This window comes from Providencia hangzhouensis, assembly GCF_029193595.2.
Taxonomy (GTDB): Bacteria; Pseudomonadota; Gammaproteobacteria; order Enterobacterales; family Enterobacteriaceae; genus Providencia; species Providencia hangzhouensis.
Map to the genome: position 1 here is coordinate 4,336,212 of NZ_CP135052.1, position 14,041 is coordinate 4,350,252.

The following is a 14,041-nucleotide window of genomic DNA, read 5'->3' on the forward strand; positions in this document are numbered from 1 at the left end:
TGGAGCGGGCAGCGGGAATCGAACCCGCATCATCAGCTTGGAAGGCTGAGGTAATAGCCATTATACGATGCCCGCAATGAACTCGGCTACCTGAGTTATCAGCTGTTAAACTGTTCCTCAAAATTTTCTCTTAAGAAAATTTCTTGGAGATGGTGGTGGGAGAAGGATTCGAACCTTCGAAGTCTGTGACGGCAGATTTACAGTCTGCTCCCTTTGGCCGCTTGGGTATCCCACCTATCCAAATTTTTAATGGTGCCGGCACCAAGAGTCGAACTCGGGACCTACTGATTACAAGTCAGTTGCTCTACCAACTGAGCTATGCCGGCATCAAGTGCTGCGCATTCTAGGTAGAGTCGGCGCAGGTTGCAACAAAAAAATTAACTTTTTTGTTTGTTCGCTCACATTTTGTTCGCTTTTCGCATTTTTGTTGATTTTTTAACTGTTTTAAGCTTAAAACATCAACAGCAGCTGTTAACTATAGTCCATTATCATTTGGTCAGTAAAGGGAGAAAAAGGCTTAAAATTTTTAAAATCATTATTTTTTATTCGATATCACAGTTTTACCCTCTTATTCTTAGGTGTTTTTTTCATCACTCAGTATCATTTTTTCTGCCTGCATCAAAAAAAACTGATAAAAAATAGAAAAAAACCTACGCCTCCCCACTTTCCCTCGCTATGATGCTAGCAAATTTTATGGATACGGGTGTTTAGGCAACCTGTCCAACCTGCATAAAATAGGCAGATGTTGGTTTATGAAAAAGAAAGAAAATTTTATTACTACGCCATACTTAGAGTTTGATAGAGAACACTGGGCAACTTTACGTGATTCAGTACCGCTTACATTAACATCGAGTGAACTTCTAGAGTTAAAAGGGATTAACGAAGAACTCTCTATGGAAGATGTTATAGAAATTTATCTACCTTTATCGCGTTTACTGAATTTTTATATTAGTTCCAACTTACGTCGTCAGGCTGTTCTAGAACAATTCCTTGGAACTAATGGCGCAAAAGTGCCTTATATTATTGGTATAGCAGGTAGTGTGGCCGTTGGTAAAAGTACAACAGCACGTTTACTGCAAGCACTACTCACTCGTTGGCCTGAACACCGTAAAGTTGACCTGATCACAACTGATGGTTTTTTACATCCTAATCAAGTATTAAAAGATAGGAATATCATGAAGAAAAAAGGTTTTCCGCAATCTTATGATATGCGAAAACTAGTCAACTTCGTGTCACAAATAAAATCAGGTGCACGTAATGTTAAGGCTCCGGTTTATTCGCATTTAACGTATGACATTGTCCCTGATGAAGAACAGGTAATTGATCAACCTGATATTTTAATACTCGAAGGGCTGAATGTCTTACAAAGTGATATGGATTATCCACAAGACCCCCATCATGTATTTGTATCTGACTTTGTTGATTTCTCCATTTATGTTGATGCTGCACCTGAATTATTAAAGCAATGGTATATCGGTCGGTTCCTTAAATTTAGGCAAGGTGCATTCTCAGATCCTGATTCTTACTTCCATAGTTATTCTAAACTTAGGGAAGAAGAGGCAATTAATATTGCTAGCTCTATTTGGGATGAAATTAATGGGCTAAACCTTGAAGAAAATATATTACCAACAAAGGAAAGAGCCAGTTTAATTATGACTAAAGGTGAGAATCATTCTATTCAGAGTGTTAGATTAAGAAAGTGATTATTTATATTGGCCGGTTTCTCTCCGGCCAGTAATATATTATTCATTTGGTCTTAAGGATATTTCACCACCAATATAGGAAATTATTTCGCCATTATCCTTCTGTAGCAATAATGCACCTTGCTCATTAATCCCACGTTCAATTCCCGTTATTATTTCGTTGCCAATCAATAACTTAACATTTCTATTTAAAAAATTATCTAACTCAATCCATCTTTCTAAAAATGGTTTTAGCCCTTCTTTTTCAAATAAAACCAATGAATTCCTCAAAGCTTGAATTATATTTGCTGATAATTCATTTCTCTCTATATTTTCAAATTCGTCAGATAGAGAGGACCAGGCTTGAGTTATGTTTTCGCTACTGTCAGAATTTTCTTTATTCATGCCAATATTAATACCAATACCGATAATAATATGAGCTGCATCCCCTGTTTTACCCGTTAATTCAACCAAAATTCCTGCAAGCTTTTTATCATTCATATATAGGTCATTAGGCCATTTGACTTTGACTTTATTACCAATTAATTTATTTAACGTTTCAGCGACAACAATACCAACAACTAAGCTTAACCCTATTGCCGCCGCAGGACCTTGGTCTAATTTCCAGTACATGGATAAGTAAAGGTTACATCCAAATGGTGATATCCATTGCCTTCCTCTTCTGCCTCGCCCAGCACTTTGATACTCAGCAAGACACGTATCCCCTGACTGTAATTCAGTAATTCTCTCCAACATGTACTGATTAGTAGAATCAATAACAGGTTCAACTATAATATTTACGTCATCAACTCGCTGTTTTATTGTATCTTCGTTAAGTAGGTTAATAGGATAAGGTAGCTTATACCCTTTACCGGTTACCGTTTGTACATTCAGTCCCCACGAACGTAGCGTTTTTATATGCTTATTGATCGCTGCGCGGGTCATCCCTAGTTTATCTCCTAGCTGTTCTCCTGAATGCACTTGCGCATCGGCCAAGATATTTATGAGATCTAGTGGGGTGTTTCTTTCTTTCATTGAATACATTCCATTGCGTTGATTTCGCCATTTTTACCAATAAACCTGACCTCTGGTTCTAAATGTATACCAAAATGCTCTAAAACCTTTTGACTCACATATTTTGCTAGATTGACAATGTCTTGCCCTGTCGCTCGGTTTTTATTGATTAAAACCAATGCTTGCTGCTTATGTACCGCAGCACCACCGATTTCATGTCCTTTCAGACCACATTGGTCGATAAGCCACCCTGCTGCTAGCTTTACGCGTCCATCTTCTTGGTTATATTGAGGACAATTAGGATAAGCTATTTTTATGGCTTGTGCTTTTTCTGCTGAAATAATAGGATTTTTAAAGAAACTCCCTGCATTACCTGTTATTGCCGGATCAGGTAATTTACTTCTACGCGTTTGGCATACAGAGTTAAATACTTGTTCTGGTGTTACTGTATTGGGGTCAAGCTGAGCAAGGTCACCATATATAAGCTTAGGCGTCCATTCTTTAGCAAGTTTTAACCCAACACTGATAATGACATAGCCATATTGATATTCATGCTTAAAAATGCTATCACGGTAGCCAAACTGACACTCTGCAGCTGTTAGCCGTGTTACTTTACCTGTATCTAGAGAAAGTACATCAACATACTGACATATATCTTTTAGCTCTAAACCATAAGCACCAATATTTTGAATGGGCGCAGAACCTACACAACCTGGGATCAACGCTAAATTTTCCGCACCACAAACACCTTCACTCAATAACGTTTCAAGTAATTGATGCCAATTTTCACCTGCTTGAGCATGAACATACCAATAGCTGATATCTTCTGTTATTTGTACACCCTTTAGCTGATTGATGATTACTACACCTGCAAAGTCTTCAACAAATAGAACATTGCTTCCCCCTCCTAATAATAATACTGGGAGTTGCTGATTTTTAGCCTCGCTCCATTGCTGGAGTAGAGATTCTTGGTTATCCACAAAAACAATTGATAGTGCTTTTGCTTGAATGCCAAAGCTATTAAATGATTTAAGTTCAGACGTTAGGTTCATTACAGCCTTCAGTACAAATAAAACAAAGATAAGATAAGTCTATCAGGCTGGATTAAGAGTGAATAGCAGGATTAAGAAAATAAGATAATTAGTGAAAATTACTCTATTAGTAGAATGCAAAAAGCCACCCAATGGGTGGCCTCTTTATATTTAAAACCTAGCAGTTCCCTACTCTCACATGGGGAGACCCCACACTACCATCGGCGCTACGGCGTTTCACTACTGAGTTCGGCATGGGGTCAGGTGGGACCACCGCGCTATTGCCGCTAGGTAAATTCTTTTTAAATTCCGATTATATGGTGCTGATACCCAGATTCGAACTGGGGACCTCACCCTTACCAAGGGTGTGCTCTACCAACTGAGCCATATCAGCAATATGGTGCGGTCAGTTAGTACTGACACAACCTTAAAATTTAATGTCTGGCAGTTCCCTACTCTCACATGGGGAGACCCCACACTACCATCGGCGCTACGGCGTTTCACTGCTGAGTTCGGCATGGGGTCAGGTGGGACCACCGCGCTATTGCCGCCAGACAAATTCTGTTTTGTTCCCGTTTAGTTTTTTCTTCACTAAACCAGAACCTCAATCTCAAACAAGCTGCGTGTCCTTCACCTTTCGGCTTCTCACTTCTCGAAAACAACTCTATCTCTCTAAAACACCTTCGGTGTTGTCAGGTTAAGCCTCACGGTTCATTAGTATTGGTTAGCTCAACGTATCGCTACGCTTACACACCCAACCTATCAACGTCTTAGTCTTAAACGTTCCTTTAGGACCCTTAAAGAGTCAGGGAAGACTCATCTCAAGGCAAGTTTCCCGCTTAGATGCTTTCAGCGGTTATCTCTTCCGCACTTAGCTACCGGGCAATGCCATTGGCATGACAACCCGAACACCAGTGGTGCGTCCACTCCGGTCCTCTCGTACTAGGAGCAGCCCCTTTCAATCTTCCAACGCCCACGGCAGATAGGGACCGAACTGTCTCACGACGTTCTAAACCCAGCTCGCGTACCACTTTAAACGGCGAACAGCCGTACCCTTGGGACCTACTTCAGCCCCAGGATGTGATGAGCCGACATCGAGGTGCCAAACACCGCCGTCGATATGAACTCTTGGGCGGTATCAGCCTGTTATCCCCGGAGTACCTTTTATCCGTTGAGCGATGGCCCTTCCATTCAGAACCACCGGATCACTAAGACCTACTTTCGTACCTGCTCGAGCCGTCACTCTCGCAGTCAAGCTGGCTTATGCCTTTGCACTAACCGCATGATGTCCGACCATGCTTAGCCAACCTTCGTGCTCCTCCGTTACTCTTTGGGAGGAGACCGCCCCAGTCAAACTACCCACCAGACACTGTCCGCACCCCAGATAATGGGGCAACGTTAGAACATCAAACATTAAAGGGTGGTATTTCAAGGTTGGCTCCACGCAGACTGGCGTCCACGCTTCAAAGCCTCCCACCTATCCTACACATCAAGGCTCAATGTTCAGTGTCAAGCTATAGTAAAGGTTCACGGGGTCTTTCCGTCTTGCCGCGGGTACACTGCATCTTCACAGCGAGTTCAATTTCACTGAGTCTCGGGTGGAGACAGCCTGGCCATCATTACGCCATTCGTGCAGGTCGGAACTTACCCGACAAGGAATTTCGCTACCTTAGGACCGTTATAGTTACGGCCGCCGTTTACTGGGGCTTCGATCAAGAGCTTCTCCTTACGGATAACCCCATCAATTAACCTTCCAGCACCGGGCAGGCGTCACACCGTATACGTCCACTTTCGTGTTTGCACAGTGCTGTGTTTTTAATAAACAGTTGCAGCCAGCTGGTATCTGCGACTGGCTTCAGCTCCATGAGTAAATCACTTCACCTAATGCCAGCGTGCCTTCTCCCGAAGTTACGGCACCATTTTGCCTAGTTCCTTCACCCGAGTTCTCTCAAGCGCCTGAGTATTCTCTACCTGACCACCTGTGTCGGTTTGGGGTACGATTAATGATAATCTAGAGCTTAGAGGCTTTTCCTGGAAGCGGGGCATGAGCTACTTCATCACCGTAGTGACTCGTCATCGGACCTCAGCATATAGTGAACCGGATTTGCCTAATTCACCTGCCTACATCCTTAAACCGGGACAACCGTCGCCCGGATAGCCTAGCCTTCTCCGTCCCCCCATCGCAATTATCACCAGTACGGGAATATTAACCCGTTTCCCATCGACTACGCATTTCTGCCTCGCCTTAGGGGTCGACTCACCCTGCCCCGATTAACGTTGGACAGGAACCCTTGGTCTTCCGGCGTGCGGGTTTTTCACCCGCATTATCGTTACTTATGTCAGCATTCGCACTTCTGATACCTCCAGCATGCCTCACAGCACACCTTCACAGGCTTACAGAACGCTCCCCTACCCAACAATATCTAAATATCGCTGCCGCAGCTTCGGTGCATAGTTTAGCCCCGTTACATCTTCCGCGCAGGCCGACTCGACCAGTGAGCTATTACGCTTTCTTTAAATGATGGCTGCTTCTAAGCCAACATCCTGGCTGTCTGAGCCTTCCCACTTCGTTTCCCACTTAACTATGACTTTGGGACCTTAGCTGGCGGTCTGGGTTGTTTCCCTCTTCACGACGAACGTTAGCACCCGCCGTGTGTCTCCCGTGATAACATTCTTCGGTATTCGTAGTTTGCATCGAGTTGGTAAGTCGGGATGACCCCCTAGTCGAAACAGTGCTCTACCCCCGAAGATGAGTTCACGAGGCGCTACCTAAATAGCTTTCGGGGAGAACCAGCTATCTCCCGGTTTGATTGGCCTTTCACCCCCAGCCACAAGTCATCCGCTAATTTTTCAACATTAGTCGGTTCGGTCCTCCAGTTAGTGTTACCCAACCTTCAACCTGCCCATGGCTAGATCACCGGGTTTCGGGTCTATACCCTGCAACTTATTCGCCCAGTTAAGACTCGGTTTCCCTACGGCTCCCCTATACGGTTAACCTTGCTACAGAATATAAGTCGCTGACCCATTATACAAAAGGTACGCAGTCACACCCTAAAGGTGCTCCCACTGCTTGTACGTACACGGTTTCAGGTTCTATTTCACTCCCCTCGCCGGGGTTCTTTTCGCCTTTCCCTCACGGTACTGGTTCACTATCGGTCAATCAGGAGTATTTAGCCTTGGAGGATGGTCCCCCCATATTCAGACAGGATAACACGTGTCCCGCCCTACTCGTCGAGTTCACAACACTAACACCTTCGGATACGGGGCTATCACCCTTTACTGCCGGACTTTCCAGACCGTTCTCCTGATGCTAATGCTGATTAAGACTCTGGGCTGCTCCCCGTTCGCTCGCCGCTACTAGGGGAATCTCGGTTGATTTCTTTTCCTCGGGGTACTGAGATGTTTCAGTTCCCCCGGTTCGCTTCGTTTGACTATGTATTCATCAAACGATAGTGCAACGAATTGCACTGGGTTTCCCCATTCGGAAATCGTCGGTTGTAACGGTTCATATCACCTTACCGACGCTTATCGCAGATTAGCACGTCCTTCATCGCCTCTGATTGCCTAGGCATCCACCGTGTACGCTTAGTCGCTTAACCTCACAACCCGAAATTGTTTCAACGTTCACATTACTGTCATGGCTGTGCGTGGTGAACTTCTTCGTTGGGCAGTGCTCGCAATGCTCACGTACCTAAGTACGCTGCGCTTGCTGTGCGCTGTCCGCCTTGAATTTCACACTGCTCGCGCATGCCGCTCGAGTTTGTGACCGAAAATTTCAGGTCTGAAATTTTGAGAGACTCTCACATTGTTTAAGCGATAAACAATGTGCGTTGTTTTCAATTTTCAGCTTGTTCCAGATTGTTAAAGAGCATAATTGTTAAACCAACTACAATATAATTGGCTTAATCATTATTGGGGACATCGTCTTTCACTCGATATCGGCGCAATTGGCGTCCCCTAGGGGATTCGAACCCCTGTTACCGCCGTGAAAGGGCGGTGTCCTAGGCCTCTAGACGAAGGGGACACGAAAATCACAAAAACTTTTGTGCTTTCATGTAAGTCCTATTCTCGCGAATAAGTCTCCCACGTAAAGCCATTGCTCTACTTTCTATCAGACAATCTGTGTGAGCACTTCACAAAAACACTTCAATGGTAAGGAGGTGATCCAACCGCAGGTTCCCCTACGGTTACCTTGTTACGACTTCACCCCAGTCATGAATCACAAAGTGGTAAGCGCCCTCCCGAAGGTTAAGCTACCTACTTCTTTTGCAACCCACTCCCATGGTGTGACGGGCGGTGTGTACAAGGCCCGGGAACGTATTCACCGTAGCATTCTGATCTACGATTACTAGCGATTCCGACTTCATGGAGTCGAGTTGCAGACTCCAATCCGGACTACGACGTACTTTATGAGTTCCGCTTGCTCTCGCGAGGTCGCTTCTCTTTGTATACGCCATTGTAGCACGTGTGTAGCCCTACTCGTAAGGGCCATGATGACTTGACGTCATCCCCACCTTCCTCCGGTTTATCACCGGCAGTCTCCTTTGAGTTCCCGACCGAATCGCTGGCAACAAAGGATAAGGGTTGCGCTCGTTGCGGGACTTAACCCAACATTTCACAACACGAGCTGACGACAGCCATGCAGCACCTGTCTCAGAGTTCCCGAAGGCACCAAAGCATCTCTGCTAAGTTCTCTGGATGTCAAGAGTAGGTAAGGTTCTTCGCGTTGCATCGAATTAAACCACATGCTCCACCGCTTGTGCGGGCCCCCGTCAATTCATTTGAGTTTTAACCTTGCGGCCGTACTCCCCAGGCGGTCGATTTAACGCGTTAGCTCCGAAAGCCACTCCTCTAGGGAACAACCTTCAAATCGACATCGTTTACAGCGTGGACTACCAGGGTATCTAATCCTGTTTGCTCCCCACGCTTTCGCACCTGAGCGTCAGTCTTTGTCCAGGGGGCCGCCTTCGCCACCGGTATTCCTCCACATCTCTACGCATTTCACCGCTACACATGGAATTCTACCCCCCTCTACAAGACTCTAGCTGACCAGTCTTAGATGCCATTCCCAGGTTAAGCCCGGGGATTTCACATCTAACTTAATCAACCGCCTGCGTGCGCTTTACGCCCAGTAATTCCGATTAACGCTTGCACCCTCCGTATTACCGCGGCTGCTGGCACGGAGTTAGCCGGTGCTTCTTCTGTCGGTAACGTCAATCGCTGATGATATTAGCATCAACGCCTTCCTCCCGACTGAAAGTACTTTACAACCCTAGGGCCTTCTTCATACACGCGGCATGGCTGCATCAGGCTTGCGCCCATTGTGCAATATTCCCCACTGCTGCCTCCCGTAGGAGTCTGGGCCGTGTCTCAGTCCCAGTGTGGCTGATCATCCTCTCAGACCAGCTAGGGATCGTCGCCTAGGTGAGCCATTACCTCACCTACTAGCTAATCCCATATGGGTTCATCCGATAGCGCAAGGACCGAAGTTCCCCTGCTTTGCTCCTGAGAGATTATGCGGTATTAGCTACCGTTTCCAGTAGTTATCCCCCTCTATCGGGCAGATCCCCATACATTACTCACCCGTCCGCCGCTCGTCAGCGAGAAGCAAGCTTCCCCTGTTACCGCTCGACTTGCATGTGTTAGGCCTGCCGCCAGCGTTCAATCTGAGCCATGATCAAACTCTTCAATTAAAAGTAGCTTGATGCTCAAAGAATGTCTTACTGACCGTAACGTTCTTTTGTTCGGCTAACTTTGTCGGCTTCGCATCGCTTCCCCTCGCCGTACCTAAGTACTGCCTCGGGTTATCTCTGCTTGCCTTCGCGTTACCCTTCCAAAATAAGCGTTACTACCTTATTTCATATATATGAATTAACGTGTTAGTCACTCTTCAAGACTTAAAATCAAATATTTTTTTGATAGTGTCCTGTGAGTGCCCACACAGATTGTCTGATAAATTGTTAAAGAGCGTTGCAGCTTTTCTTTATGAAAACCAACCTTTCGGTCGTTGCTGCGAGGAGGCGTATATTACGTTTTCCTCCGTGAGAGTCAAGCAATTTTTTGCTTTTTCTTTTCAGAATCTCTCGCTGCCGTTTCAGTGTTCATCGCACTTTGCGTTGTCTTGTTCCCGGTCAGTGGATGCGCATTATAGGGAGTCAGAAAAATCTGGCAACCCCTTTTTTCATATTTTTTTCTGTTCGCTCAGCTTTCCACCAAATTTGACTTAGATAGCTAGTTTTTCCAGCGTTTTGAACCCTTCAGCTTCGAGAACTGGCTGTAATCCTTTTGCGTTGTCATCCATTAATAAGCAATATGCGAAGTTTTCTTCCTCTGAATTGGCGATTTCTTCTTGATTATTAATGAGCCAAACGGTTCTTCTGGCGATTGCAGAACCTGAATCAATGAATCGAGTTCCATTTGGTAGCACTTTTTCGAGTTCTTCTATTAATAGAGGAAAATGCGTGCAACCCAAAATAACAGTATCGGGCGGCTCTGGCATTCGAATCCATGGCCTGACAGTTTGAGCAACTTCATCTAGTGGTAAAGTTTCCCCATGTAACTTTCTTTCTGCAAGTTGAACTAATTCCGCAGAACCGAGAGAAATCACTTTGCAGTCTGTTGCAAACCGTTCGATCAGCTCTTTGGTGTATTCGCGGTTTACAGTGCCTTTCGTCGCCAATAAACCAACTACGCCATTACGCGTTAACTTGGTTGCGGGTTTAATGGCTGGAACAACCCCAACAACTGGGAACGTAAAATGTGCTCTCAAATTAGGAAGGCTGACCGTACTTGCGGTATTGCACGCAATAATCGCAATGGTTAAAGGATGTTTTGCAGCTATTGCATTTACGATTTGATAGACCCTATCAATAATGAACTCTTCGCTTTTTTCACCATAAGGGAAGGCTTCATTGTCGAATGCATAGATATAGTGAGCATTCGGGATCATTTTTTTGACTTCACGATAAACAGATAACCCGCCCACTCCAGAGTCAAACACTAGAATGGTCGGGCGAACAGATAGGTTGTTATCAGAAGTTGTAGCTTCCTGTAAGGAAATATTCTCTTCCAGCGGTGCGATAACCATACGCGGTCTCATAGTCTTTATCGAACATATTAGCTATTTTACCACGAATTGTGAGATGTGAAGTGATTGGATATGCAGCGGTGAGATCCCAGATGCTAACGCCGCCGACTTTAGTGCGTTGATAAGTTTCATTGGTATCATAACGACTGCCTATATATTGGTAAGTCAACCCCATATCTACAGCAGCAATGTTCCAATCTAGCTGGTATTTGACTTGTTGTTTTGCTCTACGATTAAGCACTTTATTTGTTTTTTCATTTCTTGGGTCTAGATACTGTAACGTGAGTTGATGGCTAAATAGGCCTGTTTGTAATTCACCATTCCACTCGACTCCTTTAATCTTTGCCTTGCCAATATTGTTATAAGAACTAGTTTGCGTCACTGGATCCGAAGTGAAATCAATCAGATTAGTTATCTCGTTTTCATACCCAGTTAATTGCCAAAACAATAACCCTGTTTCGCCTTCTAAACCAATTTCCCACTGCTTACTTTCTTCTGGTTTTAAATTTGGATTTCCTTTGATGTTCCAAGCAACATTATCCGTATAAAGCTGACCTAAGTTAGGGGCTTTATACGCTGTAGCATAAGAGCCGATTAACTTATATCCATCATAAAATTCCCAGCTTAAACCTGATTGCCATGTCGTGTGCCAGTTAAATTCAGAATGGTGATCTGAACGTACTGCCCCTTCCGCATTGACAGAGTCGATGAGTGCATATTGTCCTGTAAGATAAATACCTGTGTTATTGACGGTTTCTTTTTTACTTGTCATCGTATAACCACCGGGCTCAATGCTTTGACGTTGATAATCAACCCCAGCACTGATATTTCCTTTTTCTAATCTATAGCTATTACCCCATTGAAAGTTGTATTGGTCTGATTCATCAATTACAGAACCGCTACCATACCGCCCATTGTGATAGTTGTAGTTGTAATCTTTCATATGGCTATAGCTCCCAAGCAAACTTGTAGAGTACTTACCATTCGCATATTTCAACCCAGACTCATATGTTCTGCTGTATAGCTTACGAGTGTCTGCTGGCGTACCGTCATAACTCGTACGATTGTCGTAACCATAAGCGCGTGCATAAGCAGAAAGAGCGGAAGAGAATTGATGCTCAACACCTAACCATAATGTTTTATTCAAAAAACCATCTTTATCGGGTTGAGGGCCCCCGCCTGTATTTCCTCTGGCTTCAACATCAAACCCTTTTGTATGAGTATAAGCACCCGCTGCCGTTACCGTTGTATTCTCACCAATTTTTTGCTGAGTCGAACCGTTATAGTTTTGATAACTGTGTGAGCCAATGCCTGCATTTAAAGTAGTGCCATCGTTATCACGACGAGTAATAATATTCACCACACCACCAACAGCATCAGAACCATAAACCGCTGAGCGTGCTCCGCGAATATACTCAATGCGCTGTACCAGAGAAATTGGGATTTGGCTCATATCAGATGAACCTGAAATGCCCGCCTGATTCAAACGAACGCCATCAATTAGAACTAAAACATGACGAGATTCTGTTCCTCTAATAAAAAGAGAGCTTTGTTGCCCCATTCCGCCACTTTGAGAAATATCCACACCCGGCAAACGCCTTAATACATCTATTACGGTATTGGATTGCCAATGGTCGATATCTTCACGAGTGACCACCGTCACTGGCGCTAATATAGAAGAAATAGGTTGTTCAAAGCGGTTAGCAGACACAACCACTTGGTCCGTTTGATTATTTGCACTTGCCAAAGAAGAAGTAGCGCACAGTACTGCCAGCGCAGCGGCCGATAGCGGCAGCAACTTTTTATTATTCATTATGGTTACACTCGGAAAATCAATTTAATTAACATTCCGCGAGGTTGAATATAAGATTCGCGCGAATATTCAACGAAGCGATTAGAAGTGTGGCAGGTATCGGACTTTTACCATTGCGCGTCAGTCTTGGATTCACACCAAATTCCCTAAACCACAGCCTATTATCGTAAGTTGAATAGTAGTGAGTGTCTATGGATGGATAATGAAAACTGGACATCTTCGCCGCATTCCCTACAATTTCGCTCCTGATACGAATTTATTACTGCTTTATGGAGCCAAACATGCCAAACACCTTGCATACTGAAGACTACGAACAACAGCTCGTAGAAAAAACGGATCGTTTAAAGGCGATGATGGCTCCTTTTAACGCCCCTGAACCTGAAATATTTTCATCTCCAACATCCCATTATCGGATGCGCGCTGAATTTCGTATTTGGCATGAAGGTGATGATCTGTTTCATATTATGTTCAATAAAGAAACGAAAGAGCGTATTCGTATTGACCAATTTCCTGTTGCCAGCCAATTGATCAATGACATGATGGCGGCGTTATTACCGTTAATTAAGCAAAATGAATTACTGCGCCATAAATTATTTCAAATTGACTATTTATCAACACTAAGTAATAAGCTGATTGTTTCGCTGCTTTACCATAAAAAATTAGGTGAAGAATGGATTGATGAAGCAAAAGCGTTAAAAGCCGCTTTAGTTGAACAAGGCTTTGATGTGCAATTGATTGGCCGAGCGTCAAAAACAAAAATTATGTTAGATAATGATTATGTTGATGAAGTCTTACCTGTAATGGGTAAAAATATGGTTTATCGCCAAGTCGAAAATAGCTTCACGCAACCTAATGCACAGGTCAATATCAAAATGTTGGAGTGGGCAATTGAGTCAACGCAGAATTCGACGGGTGATTTATTGGAACTGTACTGCGGAAATGGAAATTTCTCTTTAGCATTAGCGCAAAACTTCGAACGCGTATTAGCGACTGAAATTGCAAAGCCCTCAGTGGCCGCTGCTCAATATAATATTGAAGCCAATAATATTGAAAATGTACAAATTATTCGTATGTCCGCAGAGGATTTTACCCAAGCCATGCAAGGTGCCCGTGAATTTAGGCGCTTGGAAGGTATTTCTTTAGCCGATTACCAATGCAATACTATATTCGTTGACCCGCCTCGCAGTGGTTTAGATGCAGAAACAGTGAAACTAGTTCAGGGTTATGAGCATATCCTATATATTTCATGTAACCCAGAAACGCTATGCGATAACTTAGCTGAGCTGACTAAAACCCATAAAATAGAGAAATTAGCCTTATTCGACCAGTTCCCTTATACCCACCATATGGAAAGTGGGGTATTACTGAGCCGCTATTAATTTACTAAAAAACAAAAACGCCGCAGTGATGTGAA

6 protein-coding genes, 5 tRNA genes, 4 rRNA genes and 1 riboswitch are annotated in these 14,041 nt (G+C 44.1%); of the genes, 2 read left to right on the forward strand and 13 right to left on the reverse strand.

What is annotated here, in order from left to right; genetic code table 11:
• From PZ638_RS19945 to PZ638_RS19955, 3 genes are all read right to left on the reverse strand, one after another.
• A tRNA-Gly gene (locus tag PZ638_RS19945) sits at positions 1-75 on the reverse strand.
• 75 nt (positions 76-150) lie between these two features.
• Positions 151-235, reverse strand: a tRNA-Tyr gene (locus PZ638_RS19950).
• A 15-nt stretch (positions 236-250) separates the two neighbouring features.
• Positions 251-326: transfer RNA gene (locus PZ638_RS19955), tRNA-Thr, on the reverse strand.
• 426 nt (positions 327-752) lie between these two features.
• Here PZ638_RS19955 and coaA point away from each other — a divergent pair.
• On the forward strand, positions 753-1,703 hold the full coding sequence (coaA, locus tag PZ638_RS19960) for a type I pantothenate kinase (protein WP_004264367.1): 951 nt from the start codon (positions 753-755) through the stop codon (positions 1,701-1,703).
• A gap of 39 nt (positions 1,704-1,742) precedes the next feature.
• Here the strand turns inward: coaA and birA are convergent, their stop codons facing one another.
• The 10 genes from birA to btuB all read right to left on the reverse strand — a co-directional run bounded on the left by birA (position 1,743) and on the right by btuB (position 12,627).
• On the reverse strand, positions 1,743-2,717 hold the full coding sequence (gene birA, locus PZ638_RS19965; RefSeq protein WP_094963241.1) for a bifunctional biotin--[acetyl-CoA-carboxylase] ligase/biotin operon repressor BirA: 975 nt from the start codon (positions 2,715-2,717) through the stop codon (positions 1,743-1,745).
• Positions 2,714-3,748: a UDP-N-acetylmuramate dehydrogenase gene (murB, locus tag PZ638_RS19970; protein ID WP_094963242.1), complete on the reverse strand. Its 1,035-nt coding sequence runs from the start codon at positions 3,746-3,748 to the stop codon at positions 2,714-2,716. Before murB ends, birA begins: the two co-directional genes overlap by 4 nt.
• A 155-nt stretch (positions 3,749-3,903) precedes the next feature.
• Positions 3,904-4,019: ribosomal RNA gene (gene rrf, locus PZ638_RS19975) — 5S ribosomal RNA — on the reverse strand.
• 26 nt (positions 4,020-4,045) lie between these two features.
• Positions 4,046-4,121: transfer RNA gene (locus PZ638_RS19980), tRNA-Thr, on the reverse strand.
• Between the two features lie 45 nt (positions 4,122-4,166).
• Positions 4,167-4,282, reverse strand: a 5S ribosomal RNA gene (rrf, locus tag PZ638_RS19985).
• A 138-nt stretch (positions 4,283-4,420) separates the two neighbouring features.
• Positions 4,421-7,326: ribosomal RNA gene (locus tag PZ638_RS19990) — 23S ribosomal RNA — on the reverse strand.
• A 349-nt stretch (positions 7,327-7,675) separates the two neighbouring features.
• Positions 7,676-7,751, reverse strand: a tRNA-Glu gene (locus tag PZ638_RS19995).
• A 129-nt stretch (positions 7,752-7,880) separates the two neighbouring features.
• Positions 7,881-9,420 (reverse strand): 16S ribosomal RNA (locus PZ638_RS20000).
• The 16S, 23S and 5S rRNA genes sit together here with 2 tRNA genes alongside, the layout of an rRNA operon.
• 530 nt (positions 9,421-9,950) lie before the next feature.
• Positions 9,951-10,814 (reverse strand): glutamate racemase, encoded by an 864-nt coding sequence (gene murI / locus PZ638_RS20005; RefSeq protein WP_004265357.1) that lies wholly within the window; start codon positions 10,812-10,814, stop codon positions 9,951-9,953.
• Complete coding sequence (gene btuB, locus PZ638_RS20010) at positions 10,759-12,627, reverse strand: TonB-dependent vitamin B12 receptor BtuB (RefSeq protein ID WP_094961912.1); 1,869 nt, start codon at positions 12,625-12,627, stop codon at positions 10,759-10,761. The genes murI and btuB overlap by 56 nt, the downstream gene beginning before the upstream one ends.
• Before the next feature lie 74 nt (positions 12,628-12,701).
• Positions 12,702-12,797, reverse strand: a riboswitch (cobalamin riboswitch).
• Between the two features lie 111 nt (positions 12,798-12,908).
• On the opposite strand from btuB, the gene trmA reads away from it, so the two are divergent.
• Positions 12,909-14,006, forward strand: a complete 1,098-nt coding sequence (gene trmA, locus PZ638_RS20015) for a tRNA (uridine(54)-C5)-methyltransferase TrmA (RefSeq protein WP_094961911.1) — start codon at positions 12,909-12,911, stop codon at positions 14,004-14,006.
• Positions 14,007-14,041 lie beyond the last annotated feature (35 nt).

Excerpts from the sequence above, each read along its gene's own strand:
- murB (WP_094963242.1), bottom strand. The coding sequence starts at position 3,748 with ATGAACCTAACGTCTGAACTTAAATCATTTAATAGCTTTGGCATTCAA.
- trmA (WP_094961911.1), top strand. The coding sequence starts at position 12,909 with ATGCCAAACACCTTGCATACTGAAGACTACGAACAACAGCTCGTAGAA.
- murI (WP_004265357.1), bottom strand. The coding sequence starts at position 10,814 with ATGGTTATCGCACCGCTGGAAGAGAATATTTCCTTACAGGAAGCTACA.
- btuB (WP_094961912.1), bottom strand. The coding sequence starts at position 12,627 with ATGAATAATAAAAAGTTGCTGCCGCTATCGGCCGCTGCGCTGGCAGTA.
- coaA (WP_004264367.1), top strand. The coding sequence starts at position 753 with ATGAAAAAGAAAGAAAATTTTATTACTACGCCATACTTAGAGTTTGAT.
- birA (WP_094963241.1), bottom strand. The coding sequence starts at position 2,717 with ATGAAAGAAAGAAACACCCCACTAGATCTCATAAATATCTTGGCCGAT.